The following is a 17,099-nucleotide window of genomic DNA, read 5'->3' as shown; positions in this document are numbered from 1 at the left end:
GAACGAGCGAAGCCGAGCGCGGCGAGCTTGCCGCGGGCAGGAAGAGACCAACCACGGCCCGGGCCGGGTCCTGCAAGGACGCAATCGTCGGCGCCTGACTGGCCCATTCCAGGGCCTTGCGACCCGCCTGATCGACAAGTGCCGAGCGAGGCGACACGGGTGTCGGGCTCGGCTCGGGGGCACAATCGCAGGGCTTGAGCTGCGACGTGAGGGGAGCCAGCGGAGTGGCTTCGATCGGTGCGGAAGGTCGGCAGCAGGCCGATTTTGCCGAGCTTGAGCAGCAACGGCGAGCGCGGCCTTCGGACCGGCAGGAGGCCGAGGAACTCGACGGCATCCAGGCACAGGCCAGCACCAAGCCGACGAGCAGCATAGCTCGGACAGACCGGGTTCTGGGGCTTGGAGTCGTCATCGTGGCGTGACCATCCGGGAAAAATGAGGGATCTGGTCGCTCACCTGAATATTGTAGAGGGAAGTGATGCCTCGATCAATCCGGGTCGCCCGACGGAGAATCCCCCGATGTCCCAGACTGCCCTCCTCCTGATCGCACATGGCAGTCGACATGAGCCGGCCAACGTCGACCTCAGGGATCTGGCGGGACGGCTGGCCGCGGAGGGAGAGCACCCGATCGTCGAGGCGTCATTCTTGGAGCTGACAGAGCCCGGAATTGCCGAAGGAGGAAGGCGTTGCGTCGATCGAGGGGCGAGCCTGGTGCTGATGATCCCCTACTTCCTCTCGGCCGGCGTCCACCTGCTGCGCGACTTGACCGCGGCCCGAGACGACCTTGCCGGGCGGCATCCCGACGTCGAATTCCGCCTGGGAGTGCCGCTGGGGCCTCACTCGCTGCTCGACCAGCTCGTGCGAGAGCGTGCGGGACAACTCGCCGCCGGAGAGGAATCGTCGAGTTTTTCTCCATCACCTGATCTGGCAGGACGTTACGCTCCAATGGACGGCCAATGAGGAGTGCACTTCGGTCGGGATTGACACCCTTGGGTGCAGGGGCTACGGTTCCGCGACCGATCATTCCAAGGACGGACTGATCTTGCCCGCCACGGGCCAGGCGTCGATGGAGCATACGCCCGATGAGTGTCTCGACCCAGCGAGTGAGCGTCCCTGCGCTCGATCTGAAGGCCCAATACGCGACGATCCGCGACCAGGTCGAGCCGATCGTGCTGTCGCTGATGGAAAATCAGGGGTTCGTTATGGGCCCGGAGGTCTCGGGGCTCGAGGCCGAAGTGGCCCACTACTGCCAGGCCGCGCACGGAGTCGGCTGCGCTTCGGGGTCCGATGCCCTGCTGCTGCCGTTGCTGGCCTGGGGTGTCGGGCCCGGCGACGAGGTGGTGACCACCCCCTACTCGTTCTTCGCAACCGCAGGCGCCATCTGGCGTACGGGCGCGAAGCCGGTCTTTGTCGACATCGACCCCCACACTTATAACATCGACCCGGAACGCCTCGAAGCGGCCATCACGCCGCGAACGAAGGCCCTGATTCCGGTCCACCTCTACGGCCAGCTCGCCGACATGGGCCCGATCTCCGAGGTCGCGGCCAGGCACAACCTGTTCGTGCTGGAAGACGCCGCCCAATCGATCGGCGCGGCGCAAGGCGAGCGGCGGTGCGGGGCGATCGGCCACGCGGCGGCCCTGAGCTTCTATCCGTCCAAGAACCTGGGAGGGTTCGGTGACGGCGGGATGGTCACAACCGACGACGCCGACCTGGCCAAGAAAGTGGCCCGGCTCCGTGTGCACGGGATGGAACCCCGCTACCACCACCACGAGGTTGGCTTCAACTCGCGGCTGGATGCCCTCCAGGCGGCCGTCCTGCGGGTGAAGCTGCGGCATCTGGACGACTGGACAGCCGGCCGCCGGGCCGTCGCGGCCCGATATCGCGAGCTCTTCGCCGGCGCCGGGCTGGGCGAGCAGGTCGTCCTCCCGCATGAGGAGGCAGATCGGTTCCACGTCTACAACCAATTCATCGTCCGGGTCCCGGAATCGCTGCGTGACGGCCTGAAGGCCCACCTGGCAACTTGCGGGGTCGGGAGCGAGATCTATTATCCGATCCCGCTCCACCTCCAGGTCTGCTTCGCGTCCCTCGGGCACACCCTGGGCGACTTCCCGCACTCGGAAGCCGCGGCCCGGCAGACCCTGGCGCTGCCCATGTATCCCGAGCTGACCGAGGAGCAGCAGCGACACGTCGTCGGCTCGGTCGGCGAGTTCTTCCGCGTCGCGGGCCGCTGAAACGCATCGAGGGCCGGCGATCCTGATTTCGGAGCGCCGGCCCTCGCAGTTGTGTCATCCATGAATGTCTCTGTCTCAGACCAGATGAGGGGCGGGGATGGCACCGACCTCCGCGGCATCGGCGCGGGTCGAGTCCAGGGCGGGAAGATTCCGCTCCGGACGTTCGATCGTGAAGTGGCGGGCGTCATCGTCGAAGGCCAGGTCGAGCTGGCGCGGAACCTGGCTGCGGATGTTGTAGACGCGGATCCGCATGCGGTCGCCGGAGCGGTGGATGACGTCGACCCACTGGCCTTCTTTGCGCTTCAGGACGAGCATCTGAGGGTTCTCCAAATTCGGTCTGGAATCCAAGTTGGGCAGTTTTTTGAACGCGGTGCTTTCAGATCAGGACAAGCGTACAGGCAAGGGATCGGGGGGCAGTGCAGGTCGATCAATTCTCCGAAGGCTGGGCGACTCGGGGCGTGACGCCGCAGGAATTGGCCAGGAAGACGATCGCCTCGCGATGCAGGTAGGAAAGGCGAGACTTGGAATAGCCGAGCCGACGGGCGGCCTCTTCCTGGTTGAGCCCTTCGATATAGAGAAGGCGACAGGCCTCGGCGTGCCGCTTGGGGAGGCTGCGAAGGATCGCCTCGGCGGCCTCGGTCAGCTCCAGATCCCGGCCGGCCTCGTGCTGGTCCTGGATGCCGAGGACGTGGCCGTGCTCCTCCATGGTGGGGACCAGCGACGCGATGGCGGGAATCTCAGTCTGGTCGGGCGACCAGCCGCTGCGTTCGAGCAGGTCCCGATGCACGTCACGCAGGGCACCGATGATCCGGAACCGGGCGAAGGTGCCGAACTTGATCTCCCGCGTCGGGTCGAAGACCTGCGCGGCCTCAACCAGGGCCAGCATCGCGGCCGATTCGAAGTCCTCGCGGGCCGACGGCCAGTCCCGCTTCAAGGGGGCCGACAGCGTCTGGGCCATCGGGATGTACCGGGCGGCCAGATCCTGCTGCTCGGCGGTGAGCTGGGTCCGGCGGTGACGGCGTGCGGACTCGGAATCCGCGGCCCGAAGGAGCATCCGGCGATCGGTCGCGGGGCTGACGGTCTGGGTCTCGGTCATCGTCTGGCTCATCGTTGCGGCTCCATTCGATCGATCGTGCGTCGGGGATGGACTCGTTCGGGCGGGCGGTCAGCAGGCGGAGAAAGCGAGGGCCCGGTTGGCCCTGAGCTCGGCCAGGACGTCGGACCTGCGGGCGTCGATTTGGGCGATCACCGCGTCGACCACCACCGCGATCGAGCCGCAGGCGTCCCGTTGACGCACGGCCCGCGCCCGGCGACGGCCCAGGACTTCCAGCTCGCCCATCAGCCGCGTCTGCGTCGCATAAAGCCCGGCCAGCACATCGAAGCTCGCCGGGGCACCGTCGCCGCGGCCGTCGTTCGTTCCGGTCCCGAACGCGGGAGAATTGATAGTCTGAGACATCATCGTCCGACTCCCCAAGCTGGTGGCCAATCCCGACCCGCGTCTTCCGGATGTCCCGGATACGCGGCCGACAACATAAGAATACCTCCCTAATACGGGATGTCAATCCCCGCTTAGCAAATAATTCCCAAGATTCCAGAAAATCAAGTTGCCCGAGCCCCGCGCATGGACACGGCTATGATGAAAACGGGGCGAGCTTGGGGGGGATCGAAGACGATGGCGCGACGTGGCAAGGACAAGGGCGATGAGGGTGCCGCAGGTTCGCCGGCAGATCCCAAGGGCGACCTGATGCCCGACCTGGACGCGGCGTGGGTCGACCGGATCCGCGCCAGGCTGCTGGAGTGGTATGCGGGGGCCGCACGCGATTTGCCCTGGCGGGCCGATCGCGACGCATACCGAATCCTTGTTTCCGAGACGATGCTGGTGCAGACAACGGTGGCGGCGGTCGTGCCGTTCTTCCACAGGTTCCTGGAGCGGTTCCCCAGCGTCGAGGCGCTCGCCGGGGCCGACGAGGCCGATGTGCTGAAGGCCTGGGAGGGGCTCGGATATTATCGGAGGGCCCGGCAGCTCCAGGCCGCCGCCAGGGCAATCGTGCGTGACCACGGTGGCCGGGTGCCCGACGATGCCGAGGCGATCCGCGCCCTGCCCGGCGTGGGCCGTTATATCGCGGGCGCGGTCCTCTCGTTCGCGTACGACCGACCCGCCCCGATCGTCGAGGCCAACACCCAGCGCGTGCTGGCCCGCTGGCTTTCCTGGCCCGAGCCGCTGGCGTCGACAAAGTCGCAGGCGAGGCTCTGGCTCGCGGCGGGGCGGCTGGTGCCGGAGGTCGACGCCGGGCGGTTCAACCAGGCGTTCATGGAGCTGGGCGCGATCCTCTGCACGCCCAGGGCGCCAATGTGCCTGGTCTGCCCGGTCGCGGCCGACTGCCTGGCGCGGCTCCAGGGGAAGCAGGACTCGATCCCCCTGGCGGTCCCGAAGGCAAAGCCGCTCGACGTCGAGGAGGCGTGCGCCCTGGTCGTGCGGCAGGGCCGACTGCTGGTCGTCCGCCGGTCGGCGGGGGGGCTCTGGCAGGGATTCTGGGAATTCCCGACGGTACACCGCTCCGGCGCCGACCCCGCGGGGCGTATTCCGGTGTCGGAGGGCGACCTGGCCGGGGGGATTCCGCGGCTGACGGGGGTCGAGGTCTCAATCGGCCCGAAGGTGCATTCCCTCAGTTATGGCGTGACCAAGCACAAGGTCAGGCTGACGGCCTATGCCGCCGTAGGGAGGTCCGAGACGACGACCCCGGGGCCGAATCTGGACCGGGCCGAGTGGGCCGATCTCGCGATCTTGGAAGGGCTTCCGCTCAGCGGTTCGGCCCGCAAGCTGGCGGCCTGGGTGGCCGCGCGGGGGCTTGGCTCGCTGGGGTTCGATGCGGACTGATGCGCCGACGATGCCGGCTCAGCCATGGGCGGCCGGGGCAAGCGTCTGTGGTGAGCTTGCTCCTGGGCGATTCGTCCACTAAGATGAGTAAGTTGGCGACCGCGGGGAGTCAACGCTCGACGGTCTTCCGTCGCGATTCCGATCGCAGGGTGTCGGCCGGATGCGTCCGGTCACGATGTCAGATCGCGATCCAATGGCCCGCGGCGTCCCGGCCTCTCTTGATCATTGAATCGAATCGGCCAGACTCGGCCGTGTCGGACAATTGGCCCGTTCGCTCTTCGGCGCATCGCGCCCGGCCTCTGCAGGGCGCCGCCGGCGCATCGCCCCTCGTTGTGTTGAAAGGAACGGGTATGCCATCGGGTAAGGACATCGGCGGGGGGGGTTCCAGCTCCGGGGGCGGCGGCGGCAAGCGGGGCGGCGGCCCCGGCGGCGGCGGTAGTGCCCCGACGGGCACCGCGAGCAGCGTCAAGAAGAACGCGTATTGCTCGTTCTGCCGCAAGAGCTACCGCGACGTCGGCCCGCTGGTCGAAGGACCTGGCGACGTCTACATTTGCGGCGAGTGCATCGAGCTCTGCCAGTCGATCCTCGACCAGGAGCGGCGCCGCAGGGGCATCCCCAAGACGCTCTTCACCGACATCCCCTCGCCTCGCGAGGTGAAAGAGCAGCTTGACGCCTACGTCATCGGCCAGACTCGCGCCAAGAAGGTGCTCGCCGTCGCGGTGCACAACCACTACAAGCGGCTGGTGGCCGGCGAGGACTCCGAGAGCGGGGTCGAGCTCGACAAGTCGAACATCCTGCTCATCGGCCCGACCGGCTGCGGCAAGACGCTGCTGGCCCGGACCCTGGCCCGGATCTTGAACGTCCCCTTCGCCATCGGCGACGCCACGACCTTGACCGAGGCGGGCTACGTCGGCGAGGACGTCGAGAACATCCTCCTGAAGCTGCTGCACGCCGCCGATTTCGACCTGGAAAGTGCCCAACGCGGCATCATCTACATCGACGAAATCGACAAGATCGGCAAGACGAGCCAGAATGTCTCGATCACCCGCGACGTCTCGGGCGAGGGGGTGCAGCAGGCGCTCCTGAAGATGCTCGAAGGCACGGTGGCCAACGTCCCGCCGCAGGGCGGACGCAAGCACCCCGAGCAGCAGTACATCCAGCTCGACACGTCGAACATCCTGTTCATCTGCGGCGGCACGTTCGTCGGGCTCGATAACATCATCGCCCGCCGCGTCGGCCGCAAGACGATCGGCTTCGGCAGCCAGTCCGAGAGCGAGCACAACACCGAGCTCGGTGCCCTGCTCGACCAGGTCACCTCCGACGACATCCTCGAATACGGGATGATCCCCGAGTTCGTCGGCCGCCTCCCGGTCGTCTGCCCGCTCATGCCGCTGGACACGGCGGCGCTCGTGCAGATCATGACCGAGCCGAAGAACGCGCTCGTCAAGCAGTACCGCAAGTTCTTCGAGATGGAGAACGCCGACCTCGAGTTCACCCCCGAGGCCCTCGAAGAGATCGCCAAGCGAGCCAAGGCCCGCGACACCGGTGCCCGAGGCCTGAGGTCGATCGTCGAGGACGTCATGCTCGACGTGATGTACGAGCTTCCCGACCGTGCCGCCAAGGACAAAGGGAAGTTCCTCGTCACCCCCGAAGTCGTCCGCAAGGAAAAGAGCCTCTTCGACTCCCCCGCCCCGCCGACCCCCGCCGCAGCTCCTGCCCCCGCGGCAGCGGCCGCGCCGAGCAAGAAGGCCGACGAGCGGAAGAAGGAAAGCGCCTGAGCTTAGGCGTCTCCAACCAGCACTCAAATGCAAGCGACGCGGCCTGACGCATCAACGTCGGGCCGCGTCGTCATTTTTGGATGGCCCAGCCTCGCCGGCGTCCGTCAAGTTTCTCGAAATGCCGGGGTACCCGACAACCTCGATCGGAGGATGCTCGAACACCCAGCGACTCGCATTCGTTGCGAGGCAAATGAGTCAAAGTTGCTCGCGTCACTTCCCCGCCGGCGTGACGTCCTCGATATCTTGCGCCTGCTCCCTGTCCAGCGGCAGGCGAACAAGCTCGGCAGGACCATCGAAGTTAATCTTGCTTAGCTCGACCTTGCGGACGCGGCGGTTGTGCTGGGTGTGGTAATAGATGACCCGGTTCTTCGTATCATTGCAGGTCGTCCACTGCGTGGCGCTGCGCATCCCGGCGGTATTGTCGTTCCCCGAGCCTTCGGCGGCGCCGAACGGCACGTTGAAGTTGTCCAGGATGCGGAAGAGTTCGTACATGGTCTCTTCGCCCGTGGCCGTGGTGCGGCCCGACTTGGAGAAGGCCACAGCTCGGATGAACCGGGACGGCGGTGTGAAGTCTCCCGGCAGGCCGATCATCCCGCTACCGCCGCCGAGCGGCTTGAAGTCCAGGTCGCCGATCTTCCTGTCCGGGATGGAAACCGCCGACAGATTGACATAGTTGCGCAGATTGGTCTCGTGCCAGTCGTAGCTCGGCGAGTTGGTGATCGTGCCGAGCGGGGCGTCGAAGATCGTCAGCTCGCCCTTGAGGTACTCGACGACGACCGCCTTGCCGCTCGGCTCGGTCACGAGGAAGTGGACCGCGGCGACGATCCCCAGGGCCTGCTCCACCACGGGCACGACCCTGACAGCTTCCAGGGCCTTCCGAACCTCGTCCACCGACTTGCAGGTCGTGAGGAGATATTGCCCGACGTCCGTCGGCGCCAGCGATTCGCCCGCCCTGGCCGGGTCGTACTTCTGATAGGCCGCGGTCCCCGGGTGATAGAAGAGGCCGACGGTCATTCCTTTCTCGTTCATGCCGTCGATGACGATGTCTTTACCGACTCCGTCTAATCCCACGACACCGTATTTCGCGTCCCAGGAGAGGCCAGGTTTCCCGTCGGGCGTTTCGCCTCGAAACGTGTGGCCCCGCGGGACGATGATCAGTCGCGACCTGAGGTCGAAGGGGCCCCATTCCATGGTGCGGCCGTAGACCACCGCGCCGTCCTTGGCAATGAGTGTGATGCCGGTGCACGCGAGCCCGACCGAATGGAGGGAGAGGCAGGCCGCGGCCGTCACGAGGAAGAGACCCGTGAGAACTCGTGTCTTCATCGTGCATGTCCTGGAGTGTTCGAGAAATCATCTCGAATCAAGATAGTTCATGCCGACGGCCCGGTCTCGGCAAGCTTCCTTAAGACGTCGAGGCCTCGGCCGAGAGTGCGGTCGTCGACGGCGTAGGAGAGGCGGAAGTGGGTGTCTCGGCGGCTGAAGACGTTGCCGGGGATGACGAGGAGGTTGTGGCGGATGGCCTCGGCGACGAAGGCGGTGGCATCGGGCCAGGCTTCGGGGGCCTTCGGGAAGGCGTAGAAGGCGCCGTCGGGGTGGGAGAGGTCGTAGAGACCTTCGAGGGCCTGGGCGACACGATCTCGCTTGCTTCGGTAGGCGTCGACCTGCGCGGTGAGGTCGAGGTTGAGGGCCGCGACGACTCCCTTTTGCAGTGGGCTGGGGGCGCAGACGAAGCTGAATTGCTGGAGCTTGGCCATTTCCTGGATGAGGGCCGAGGGGCCGTGCGCGAAGCCGAGACGCCAGCCGGTCATGCCGTAGGTCTTGCTGAAGCCGTCGACCACGAGGACGTCTTCGTTCCAGGTGGCGGGGGTGGCGAAGGGGTCGTCGTAGCAGAAGGCCCGATAGACCTCGTCGCTGATGAGCAGGATCCCGCGCTCGCGGCAGAGTTCGGCCAGGGCCTTCATCTCGTCGGCCGGCACCACGACGCCGCTGGGATTGCCCGGGCTGTTGGCGATGATGCACTTGGTGCGCGGGGTGATGGCCGCCTTGACCCGATCGAGAGGAAGGCCGAAGCTCGGGTAGGTGTCGACGAAAACGGGTGTCGCGCCGGTCAGGGCGACCAGGTTGCGATACATGACGAAGTAAGGGTCGAAGAGGAGGACCTCGTCGCCCGGATTGGCCACGGCGCAGAGGGCCAGCAGCAGGCCGCCGGAGGTGCCCGAGGTGACCATCAGCTGGCGATCGGCGTGGCCGAACTCGGCGTCGACGCGGGCTTGCAGGGCCTCGCGCAGCTCGGGCAGGCCCATGGTGACGGTGTAGGCGTTCTGGCCCTGCTCGATGGCGGCGATGGCGGCCCGCTTGACGGGCTCGGGGACGTCGAAGTCGGGCAGGCCGATCGAGAGGTTGATCGGGTCCTTCATCGACCTGGCCATCTCGAAGGCCTTGCGGATGCCCGAGGCTTCAATCAGGCGCATCCGGTCGGCGATCCAGGCGTCGTTCACGGTCGGGGGCTCCGGCGCATCGAAGGGGGTCGGCGATCGGGCGTGAAAGGGAACCGATCTTAGCATGTCCGGGCGACGGGCCGGCAGGGTGCGAGGGGGGTCTCGTTGCCAAGGCCGGTGCGGTTCGCGTACCCTTGAGGTCGAAGGAAACGCGGGCAACGGCGATCCGCCGCGCCGGCGGGCCGGCCATCCGCGCCCCTCTCGAATGACCCGACCGTCCCGCACGCCGACAGGTTCGATCTCTATGCACCGGATTTTCTTGGGCCTGGCCGTCACGAACCTCTCGCTGCTGCTGGCGAGTTTCGTCCTGGGCCTCGGCGCCTCGGGCGAGCCGAGGGGCCCGGGGGCCGTCTGGCACGGCACCCACTTCCTGATGGGGCTCGCGACGACGATGGTGACCCTGCTGGTCCATTCGATCGTCTATACCTACTTCCTGGGCACCAACAAGTGGGTGCGCGAGGTGGTGGGGGCCTACCAGATGCCGGAGTGGGTCGAGGTGCAGTCGAAGAAGAATAAGCGAAAGGCGTTCCGGTTCGTGCTCTGGGGGATGACCGCCATCGGGGCGACCTCCTGGTTAGGGGCCGCCTCCGATGCGCAAGGCCTGAACCCGTACTGGCATTTGAGCGCCGCCACGCTCACGTTCGGATTCACCCTGGGGGCGTTCGCCGCCGAGTACGCGGCCATCGTGTCGCAGGCCCGCCTGATCCTCGAGGTGAAAGCGAGGGCCGACGTGATGCGACTGGAACGCTACGGCCCCGAGACGCCGGAGTTAGACGCGGCGAAGCAATCGACGGCCTCGTCCGAAGGGGGGGCCGCCTGATGTCCCCACTGATTACCATCGTCCTCGTCGTGCTGGTGGACCTGATGGGGTTCACGATCGTGATGCCGCTGCTGGCCCCGTTCGCCAAGCAATACGGCTTCAGCCCGATGCAGATCGGGGCCTTGATGGCGGCGTATCCGCTCTGCCAGCTCATCGCGGGGCCGATCCTCGGACGGCTGAGCGACCGGTACGGCAGGCGTCCGGTCCTGGTCTTCAGCCAGGCGGGAACCGCCCTCTCGTTCCTGATCATGGGCCTGACCCGCGACTACACCACGCTGCTGCTGGCGCGGATGCTCGACGGAGCCTCGGGCGGGAACATCCTGGTGGCCCAGGCCTACGTGGCCGACGTGACGCCGCCCGAGCAGCGTTCCCGGGGGCTCGGGATGATCGGCGCCGCGTTCGGCATCGGGTTCGTCCTGGGCCCGCTGCTGAGCGGCCTGATCCTCGACCTGCCGGTCTCGCCCGACCTGCACCTGCGGCTCCCGTTCCTGGTCGCGGCCGGGTTCTCGACCATCGCCTTGCTGCTGGTCGTGTTCCGCCTGCCCGAGAGCCGCCCCGCGGGGGCCGTCGGCCAGTCTGCGCGAACCCTGAGCCTTCGCGGCCTGACGACGATGCTGTCCAGCCCGGGCATCCGGGGATTGGTGGGGATCGGCACACTGACGATCCTGGCCTGGTCGACCTTGGAAGCAACTTATAGCCTCTTCCTACGCGAGCGGCTGGGCTGGAACGCGAGCCAGGCGGCTTACGCGTTTGCATTCCTGGGCGCGGTTGTCGCCCTGGTTCAGGGGGGGCTCATCCGCAGGCTGGTTCCGAAGTATGGTGAGCCCAAGCTGATTATCTGGGGTATCGCGCTGGCGACCCTCGGCCTGGCCGGGCTGGCGATGTCCGGCGGGCTGATTGGCTTGCTGCTGGCGACCCTGGTCGTGGGCGTGGGCCAGGGAATTGCCGCCCCGACGATCCAGGGGCTGCTCTCGCGGTCGACCTCACCCGAAGACCAGGGGGCCATCCTGGGCGCCTACGGCTCGGCGCAGATGGCCGCCCGGATGGTCTGCTACATGGTCGCCAACGTGCTGCTGGGAGCCTACGGGCCGGCGATGCCCTTCTGGCAAGGGGCGGTCACCGCGCTTGCGGCCCTCGGCCTGGCGATCGCCGTCGTCGGGCCTGGCCGGAAGGTCCGGGATCAGGTTCAGGAACCAGCCGAGGCCGTGGCCTGAACGTCGGGCGACAGGCCAGCATCCAGGTTACCGCCAAAATCCGAGGGGTCGGAATAGGTGGGCCTGCGCAGGACGGCCCGCACGGCGTCGGGCCGGGCGATGAGGATCTCGACGGCCTCGACCAGGACTTCGGGCCGCGAGTTCAAGAGGTTGCCCGAGTACGAGGTGCCGGGCTGGTCGTACCGGCCGAAGACCCGGGCCAGGCGCGCGGCGTCGGGGCCGAGCTGCTCCGCTGGCTTGCGGGTTGAGACCTCTCGCGCCGCGAGACGCAGGCCGGCGGGATCGGTCCGCGCCCAGTCGATGACCTCTTCGATCACCCCAGGCACTGGCAGGACCGAGACCCCGACGCCCCAGAACCGTCCCAGCGGGCCAAGTGCCGCAGCCCAGGCGGGCGGCCTGGGATCGGGCCGACCGGGAGTGTCCAGAAGCAGTTGCAGGGCCACGGCCCTCGAGACCGCCTTCGGCCCCATCACGGCTGCCACGCGGGCCCCATCGAGCTGCGCGGGCCGGCTCTCGAAGAGGGGATGCATGCCGAAGAGAAGCCGTGTGAAGGCGTTGGCCTTCGAGTCATGCGTCAAGAGCCAGGCATGCGGGGTGACGGTCTTGTCGGGGGAACCCAGGATCAGGTCAGGTCGAAGCTCGCCCAGACGCTGAAGCTCGTCGAAGGTCGGGGATGCGTCGTTCTCATTGATGGTGTGGATCTGGACGCCCCGGGGCAGCACTCGCTCGATCTCGGCCAGGGTCGGGGCATTGAACGCGTCGAACCAGTAGCTCAGCTCGAAACCCTTATGCCAGGCCATTTTAGGACCGCCGACGAGCTCGTTGTAGTACGAGAGTTCGTAGGGATGAACCCGAACCGTCGCCCAGGCTGCGGGGCCGACAACCAGGGAGGCAACGATTGCGCGAACCAGTTTCGGAGCCAACCGCCCGCCCAGAATCCGTCCCAGCCAGCCGGCAAGGATGATCGTGCCCCAGCCGGCGAACGCGGCCAGGAAGAAGAAGGCGGGGAGCAGTAGGCGGACCCCGTCGTGCGCGGGTGTATTCAGCATCCGCATGGCCGGCAGGATACAAAGTTGCAGCAGGAAGTAGGCAGGAAGCCGGTCCGACCTCGACCGACCTAAAGAGGCGACCAGGCCGACCGAAGCCGCGGCCAGAATCGTTGCGGGCACGGTGATGGCGATCAAAACCCAGGCATTGTGCCAAGGGAGGCTGTACAGGTAGATCCGGCCGAAGTAGGCGATCCGGATGTCGGGCAAAGCGCCTCGGCGTCCGCTGTTCAGCATGGCGTAATGGGCCAGGCGGACGATTCCGTCTCGCCACCAGGCGGGGTTGCCCAGCCATCCAATCGCCGGGGCAAAGGCTAGCATCGCCAGCCAGGTTTCCAGGCCGGGCCGCTCAACACCCCAGATCGGGCTCGCGGGCCACAGCCGGGCGAGAAGCCGGCGGCCGAACCAGATCGCCAAAGGTAACAATAGAACAGCGGCCGGGAGCGGACTCTGGATTTGAGGCGGTAAGGCAAACAGGTCGATCTTGTTCGGTAGAGGCAATATTCCGGGGGCGGCAAGGCGTCGGATTTCGACAAGGACCAGGACCAGCGGGGCCAACATCGCCCCGGTCGTCAGCACGAAGTCGGCCAGGCCGGCGCGGGTGAAGCTCGTCTTGCGGGTTGCCAAGAAATGAGCCGCAAGCCAGGCCCAGATCGGCAAGATTACGAGGACTGCGGACATCTTCTCCAGGAATGCGAGGCCGAGGAGGACGCCTACCAGAACCCGCCAGCGTCTGGCACCCGTCTCGTAAAGCCCCTTCCAGAACGCCAGCGAGGCCGCCGCCCAGAGGAACAGGCCCGGTGTATCGGTGGCCGCGATGTGGGCGTCGCCGAAGACCCGGGGCATGAATAGCAATGAGGCGGCCGCGACTCCGCCCACCCAGGGGCCGTAACGCCTGGCCAGGAAGCCGAAGAGCATCGTGACGGTCGCGGCGAATTGGATCACGTCCGCCATCCGTCGCGCCGGGATGTCCCGCATGAATCCGCCGAACAGCTTGTACGTCAACAGGTTGAGCTGACCGGCGAGCGGCGGGTGGAAGTTGATCCCGTAACGACCGTAGGGCCAATAGAACAGGAGCGCATCCTTGTCGAGAAGCGACTGAACGTCGGCCCAGGAGCGGGCCTGAGACAACCGCTCCCACCACCCCGAGGACATCTCCTGGCTATGCCGATAGGCGGGCTCGTCCCAGGTCAGGCCGATGTCGCCGGTCGTCGGCACCAGGGCCAGCAGGGTCAGGGCCATCACGGCCGAGCAAGCCAGCCACCAGCGGCGTCCGGTCAGGGGGGTCATCGTGGGGCATCCTGGGCCGTCTGGCGTCGCTGCGCAGCTTCGACGTCGGAATAGGGGAAGACCCAGACCAACGGGACGCCAAGTTTGGTCACGACGTGCGCCGGCGTCCCGTTGCGGACCAGCAGCCGGTCGATTGGCGAGAACGCTCCGGGCCGGTTCTGGAGCACGTACCAGGCCCAAGCACCCGGCTGGTTGGGCAGGAACCGGACGTTCAAGCGGCCGATCTCGCGGAGGTAAAGCCAGGAGGTCGGGTACGTGGCGAACCGGACCTTCTCCGTCGGCCCGGTGTGCCCGTCAAGCCAGCGCAGGGTCTCGTCGTCCAGGGCGTCCCAGTAGTAGGTGGGCTCCATCCCCAGGCGGGTCGCACCGGGGAGGCCGCCGACGATCGGGCTGAAATACGAGAGCGGCACCGGCATCATCAGGGCAATGCCCGCCAGCCCTTCCGCGGCCGCCACCAGGAACACCGGCCAGGCCAGGCGACCAAGCCTGGGTCCGATCCAGACCGCGCCCAGGCCCGCCATCGGAGCAATCATGCCGAACGCGGGCAAGAACTGGCGGATCCCGTCGTGACCAGGGACATGAGGCAGGGCACGCAGCAGCAGCAGGAACGCCCAGTGCCCCGCGACCAGGATGCCGAATCGCTCCCGTTTCCAGCCCACGACCGACCGCAGGACGCCCGCAAGGGCCAGGGCCAGGAACCCGACCGAGGCAGCGAGGATGGTCCAGACCAGGGTGTTGTAGTAAGGCAACGACTGGTTGGGGGTCATGTAGACCTGGCCCAGGAACAGGACGGGGATCGGGCGAGTCTGGCCCCGGGTCAGATTCGACCGGAAGAATTCAGCAAGACCGCCAATCGGGTCCACCCACCAGAGCGGGTTCATGGCCAGCGCCGCAATCGCCGCGATGAACAGACCAACCAGCAGCGTCGTCAGGCCTTTCCGGTCGCGATACATGGCGACCCAGACCAGGCAAGGAAGCGGCAGGAACCAACCCGTCAGTTTGGTGTCGAGCGCGCATCCAACGACCAATCCGAACGCGAGCACCCAGCGCCATCTGGGCCATCGTCGGCCCTCGGGCGTCTCTTCCACCGCCGAGTCGAACGTCAAGAGGCCCATGACCCAGAGCGAGGTCAGGATCGCGTCATAGGTCGCATAGTGTCCGTGGCCAAAGAGTTGCGGCTGCAATGACCAGGCCGAGGCTGCCACGAAGGCCGGGCCATACCCATTGCGAACGGCGAAGAACCAGAACAAGGCGCCGGCCGTCAGGCCGAAGAGGAGGATCGGGCCGACGCGGGCACGCGGCAACTCGTCCCAGGCGGGTACGAGCAGGTCACCGACCAGGCCGACCAGCGCATAAAACGGCGGGTGCCCGTGCGGCTCGGCGCGAGCAAACGGCCAGAACCAACGAACGACCGCCGGCTCGAGCAGCAATTTCGCGTAAGTATCGACCTGATCGGCCCGTGGTGCCCGCTGGCCGTCCTGCTGCACCAGCTCGGTGTCGGGCAATGGGGGAGACCAGGTTGAGGCAAAAGCCTTGGGGTCATCCAGGGCGCGGAACCAGACGCGGAGTCTGGCCAGGCGGCCGAGGGTGTACCCCTCGTCCCAGGCGATCGACATCCCAGGGCTCGTCGCGAGCATGCCGGCCCAGGTCGCCAGCGTGACCGCCAGGCTCAGGGCGAAAGTCCGCCGGCGTCGGCTCGCGTCGGTCTGGGGCACGTTGACTCGCGTTCTCGCGCGGTGCGGTGTCTGTCGGCCGACGATCCCGGCCGGGCCCCGTCGAGGGGCGCCGGCCGGATTGCGAACCGGGACGCTCAGAGAGCCATCTGGGCCACGAGCAGGTCGTTGGCGGCGTGCTCGTCGAGTTCGGCCGAGGGTGTGGCCGAATCCACGGTCCGCAGCAACGCGATCTCGTTGCAGTTGGGGAAGAGCGGGCAGCGCACGCACTCGTTCCAGATCTTGTGCGGCAGCTCCGACTTCTCGATTTTGTGGTAGCCGCACTTCTCGAAGAAATGGTCCACGTATGTCAAGGTGAAGACCGACGAGAGCTCGAGCTCTCGGGCCGCATTCCAGCAGGCGTCGACCAGCATCCGCCCCGTCCCTCGACCTTGCGCCTGTTCGGAGACGGCCAGGCATTTCAGCTCGGCCAGGTCTTGCCAGAACACGTGCAGGGCAGCACACCCGATGACCCGTCCGTCGTCGTCCACCGCGACGAAGAACTCGCGGATCGATTCGTAAAGCTCGCCGAGGGACCTTCGGATCATCAACTTGCGATCGGCAAACGTGCGGATCAGGTCGCAAATGGCGGGCACGTCACCGACGCGAGCGGGGCGAATGTTCAATCGAGGAACCCCCAAACCCCGGCGCAGTGCCGGGCGTTCTTGCCAGCCGATCGAACTCGACGCGGACCTTCCGCGCAAATTCAACCGGATCATGTATTCTATCGGCAAAGTGCGGCCCGAATCAAGACCATCGGTGCCGACTCGCGTCGAGATGCTCTCGATCGGGCCTTCAGGGCCGCATCGATGTCGATCAGCGGGTCGGGCCGGAATTGCCGAGCTGTGCCGTGCGGGCCTCGGCCTCGGCTCGTCGCCTGGGCAAGACCCGCTCGTCGTAGAAGGACTTCATGTGGCGGTAGTCGGGGCCCTTCGAGACCGTCACCAGGCCGAAGGTCCGGGCGATCTCGTCGTGGGCCTGCTCCATCGTCCAGCCGCAGAACATGGTCCGGTAGGCAATCTGGACCATCGACGCCCGGTTGATCCCGTGGTGGCAGTGGAAATAGACGGGCTGATTGGCCGGGTCGGCGACGATGGCCGCGGCCTGTTCCAGCTTGTCCGAGACCTCCTCAGGGTCGTCGCCGACGCGCTGCTCGACGATCGGGATGTGGACCCAGCGGACGCCCATACGTTCGGAGAACGCCTTCTCCTGCTTGGCGAGCGGGTGGTCATCCGGGTGGGCCAGCGCGACGATCGTCTTGATCTTCCGATCGCGGACGATTCGCTCCATCGGCCAGGGCTTCTGCCAGGCGCCTCGGTAGACCTTTCCAGGCTCGATCTCGGCGAACTGGTCGGCGAAGACATAGTCGTGCCCGTGCCTCCAGGCCTGCTGGCAGGCGAAGGCAATTAGGGCCAGGCCGAGGCCTCGTCGCAGCCAGGTCCGGCGAGTCGTCGTCATCTTCGAGTCGCTCCGATTACGAGCCGCCCAGATCCAGAATCGAGGCCGCGTCGGGGCGTACGGCGGGCGGATGATACCAGCGTCGGCGGTGGCCGCAAGCCGGTTCGCTTCGGGCCTCGTTCTCATTCCCTCGATATCGGCCGCGGCGGGGCGACGCGATCGCCATTTCTTCGG

General features: G+C 66.8%; 16 protein-coding genes. 7 read left to right on the top strand and 9 right to left on the bottom strand.

Annotated elements, in window-relative coordinates; all coding sequences use genetic code 11:
* Positions 1-224: 224 nt before the first annotated feature.
* From EP7_RS14570 to EP7_RS14560, 3 genes are all read left to right on the top strand, one after another.
* Positions 225-419: a hypothetical protein gene (locus EP7_RS14570; protein ID WP_463521896.1), complete on the top strand. Its 195-nt coding sequence runs from the start codon at positions 225-227 to the stop codon at positions 417-419.
* A 97-nt stretch (positions 420-516) separates the two neighbouring features.
* Positions 517-957 (top strand): sirohydrochlorin chelatase, encoded by a 441-nt coding sequence (locus tag EP7_RS14565; protein ID WP_463521894.1) that lies wholly within the window; start codon positions 517-519, stop codon positions 955-957.
* Between the two features lie 122 nt (positions 958-1,079).
* Positions 1,080-2,231 carry a DegT/DnrJ/EryC1/StrS family aminotransferase gene (locus EP7_RS14560; RefSeq protein ID WP_463521891.1) on the top strand — a complete coding sequence of 384 codons (1,152 nt, stop codon included), beginning with the start codon at positions 1,080-1,082 and terminating at the stop codon, positions 2,229-2,231.
* Positions 2,232-2,306: 75 nt separating this feature from the next.
* Here EP7_RS14560 and EP7_RS14555 read toward each other — a convergent pair whose 3' ends face one another.
* The 3 genes from EP7_RS14555 to EP7_RS14545 form a co-directional block, all read right to left on the bottom strand.
* Positions 2,307-2,546: a hypothetical protein gene (locus EP7_RS14555; RefSeq protein ID WP_463521889.1), complete on the bottom strand. Its 240-nt coding sequence runs from the start codon at positions 2,544-2,546 to the stop codon at positions 2,307-2,309.
* Positions 2,547-2,658: 112 nt separating this feature from the next.
* Positions 2,659-3,339, bottom strand: coding sequence for a sigma-70 family RNA polymerase sigma factor (locus tag EP7_RS14550; protein ID WP_463521887.1), 681 nt, complete (start codon positions 3,337-3,339; stop codon positions 2,659-2,661).
* A gap of 57 nt (positions 3,340-3,396) precedes the next feature.
* On the bottom strand, positions 3,397-3,687 hold the full coding sequence (locus tag EP7_RS14545; RefSeq protein WP_463521885.1) for a hypothetical protein: 291 nt from the start codon (positions 3,685-3,687) through the stop codon (positions 3,397-3,399).
* A gap of 216 nt (positions 3,688-3,903) precedes the next feature.
* On the opposite strand from EP7_RS14545, the gene EP7_RS14540 reads away from it, so the two are divergent.
* Together EP7_RS14540 and clpX are read left to right on the top strand one after the other, a co-directional pair.
* On the top strand, positions 3,904-5,109 hold the full coding sequence (locus EP7_RS14540) for an A/G-specific adenine glycosylase (RefSeq protein WP_463521883.1): 1,206 nt from the start codon (positions 3,904-3,906) through the stop codon (positions 5,107-5,109).
* Between the two features lie 350 nt (positions 5,110-5,459).
* A complete protein-coding gene (clpX, locus tag EP7_RS14535) occupies positions 5,460-6,887 on the top strand; it encodes an ATP-dependent Clp protease ATP-binding subunit ClpX (RefSeq protein ID WP_463521881.1) in 1,428 nt (475 codons plus the stop codon).
* 210 nt (positions 6,888-7,097) lie between these two features.
* Here the strand turns inward: clpX and EP7_RS14530 are convergent, their stop codons facing one another.
* Both EP7_RS14530 and EP7_RS14525 read right to left on the bottom strand, forming a co-directional pair.
* A complete protein-coding gene (locus EP7_RS14530) occupies positions 7,098-8,210 on the bottom strand; it encodes a linear amide C-N hydrolase (protein ID WP_463521879.1) in 1,113 nt (370 codons plus the stop codon).
* Between the two features lie 47 nt (positions 8,211-8,257).
* A complete protein-coding gene (locus EP7_RS14525) occupies positions 8,258-9,385 on the bottom strand; it encodes a pyridoxal phosphate-dependent aminotransferase (protein WP_463521877.1) in 1,128 nt (375 codons plus the stop codon).
* A gap of 244 nt (positions 9,386-9,629) precedes the next feature.
* Here EP7_RS14525 and EP7_RS14520 point away from each other — a divergent pair, with 244 nt between their 5' ends.
* Both EP7_RS14520 and EP7_RS14515 read left to right on the top strand, forming a co-directional pair.
* Positions 9,630-10,205: a hypothetical protein gene (locus tag EP7_RS14520; protein WP_463521875.1), complete on the top strand. Its 576-nt coding sequence runs from the start codon at positions 9,630-9,632 to the stop codon at positions 10,203-10,205.
* Positions 10,205-11,419 carry an MFS transporter gene (locus tag EP7_RS14515; RefSeq protein ID WP_463521873.1) on the top strand — a complete coding sequence of 405 codons (1,215 nt, stop codon included), beginning with the start codon at positions 10,205-10,207 and terminating at the stop codon, positions 11,417-11,419. The genes EP7_RS14520 and EP7_RS14515 overlap by 1 nt, the downstream gene beginning before the upstream one ends.
* Here the strand turns inward: EP7_RS14515 and EP7_RS14510 are convergent.
* The 4 genes from EP7_RS14510 to EP7_RS14495 all read right to left on the bottom strand — a co-directional run bounded on the left by EP7_RS14510 (position 11,392) and on the right by EP7_RS14495 (position 16,925).
* Positions 11,392-13,755 (bottom strand): glycosyltransferase family 39 protein, encoded by a 2,364-nt coding sequence (locus EP7_RS14510; protein WP_463521871.1) that lies wholly within the window; start codon positions 13,753-13,755, stop codon positions 11,392-11,394. The genes EP7_RS14515 and EP7_RS14510 overlap by 28 nt on opposite strands.
* Positions 13,752-15,470 (bottom strand): ArnT family glycosyltransferase, encoded by a 1,719-nt coding sequence (locus tag EP7_RS14505; RefSeq protein ID WP_463521869.1) that lies wholly within the window; start codon positions 15,468-15,470, stop codon positions 13,752-13,754. The genes EP7_RS14510 and EP7_RS14505 overlap by 4 nt, the downstream gene beginning before the upstream one ends.
* Positions 15,471-15,565: 95 nt before the next feature.
* Positions 15,566-16,093, bottom strand: a complete 528-nt coding sequence (locus tag EP7_RS14500) for an N-acetyltransferase (RefSeq protein WP_463521867.1) — start codon at positions 16,091-16,093, stop codon at positions 15,566-15,568.
* A gap of 190 nt (positions 16,094-16,283) precedes the next feature.
* Complete coding sequence (locus EP7_RS14495; RefSeq protein ID WP_463521865.1) at positions 16,284-16,925, bottom strand: fused DSP-PTPase phosphatase/NAD kinase-like protein; 642 nt, start codon at positions 16,923-16,925, stop codon at positions 16,284-16,286.
* Between the last annotated feature and the right edge of the window lie 174 nt (positions 16,926-17,099).

The organism is Isosphaeraceae bacterium EP7 (genome assembly GCA_038400315.1).
Lineage (GTDB): Bacteria > Planctomycetota > Planctomycetia > Isosphaerales > Isosphaeraceae > EP7.
The sequence above is the reverse complement of the archived record's forward strand: the minus strand, read 5'-3'. Positions and strand labels throughout refer to the sequence as shown.

What these genes read in the sequence shown, in the direction of transcription:
- EP7_RS14510 (WP_463521871.1), bottom strand. Translation starts at nt 13,755, where the DNA reads ATGACCCCCCTGACCGGACGCCGCTGGTGGCTGGCTTGCTCGGCCGTG.
- EP7_RS14520 (WP_463521875.1), top strand. Translation starts at nt 9,630, where the DNA reads ATGCACCGGATTTTCTTGGGCCTGGCCGTCACGAACCTCTCGCTGCTG.
- EP7_RS14530 (WP_463521879.1), bottom strand. Translation starts at nt 8,210, where the DNA reads ATGAAGACACGAGTTCTCACGGGTCTCTTCCTCGTGACGGCCGCGGCC.
- EP7_RS14540 (WP_463521883.1), top strand. Translation starts at nt 3,904, where the DNA reads ATGGCGCGACGTGGCAAGGACAAGGGCGATGAGGGTGCCGCAGGTTCG.
- EP7_RS14560 (WP_463521891.1), top strand. Translation starts at nt 1,080, where the DNA reads ATGAGTGTCTCGACCCAGCGAGTGAGCGTCCCTGCGCTCGATCTGAAG.
- EP7_RS14565 (WP_463521894.1), top strand. Translation starts at nt 517, where the DNA reads ATGTCCCAGACTGCCCTCCTCCTGATCGCACATGGCAGTCGACATGAG.
- EP7_RS14550 (WP_463521887.1), bottom strand. Translation starts at nt 3,339, where the DNA reads ATGAGCCAGACGATGACCGAGACCCAGACCGTCAGCCCCGCGACCGAT.
- EP7_RS14495 (WP_463521865.1), bottom strand. Translation starts at nt 16,925, where the DNA reads ATGACGACGACTCGCCGGACCTGGCTGCGACGAGGCCTCGGCCTGGCC.
- EP7_RS14555 (WP_463521889.1), bottom strand. Translation starts at nt 2,546, where the DNA reads ATGCTCGTCCTGAAGCGCAAAGAAGGCCAGTGGGTCGACGTCATCCAC.
- EP7_RS14545 (WP_463521885.1), bottom strand. Translation starts at nt 3,687, where the DNA reads ATGTCTCAGACTATCAATTCTCCCGCGTTCGGGACCGGAACGAACGAC.
- clpX (WP_463521881.1), top strand. Translation starts at nt 5,460, where the DNA reads ATGCCATCGGGTAAGGACATCGGCGGGGGGGGTTCCAGCTCCGGGGGC.
- EP7_RS14515 (WP_463521873.1), top strand. Translation starts at nt 10,205, where the DNA reads ATGTCCCCACTGATTACCATCGTCCTCGTCGTGCTGGTGGACCTGATG.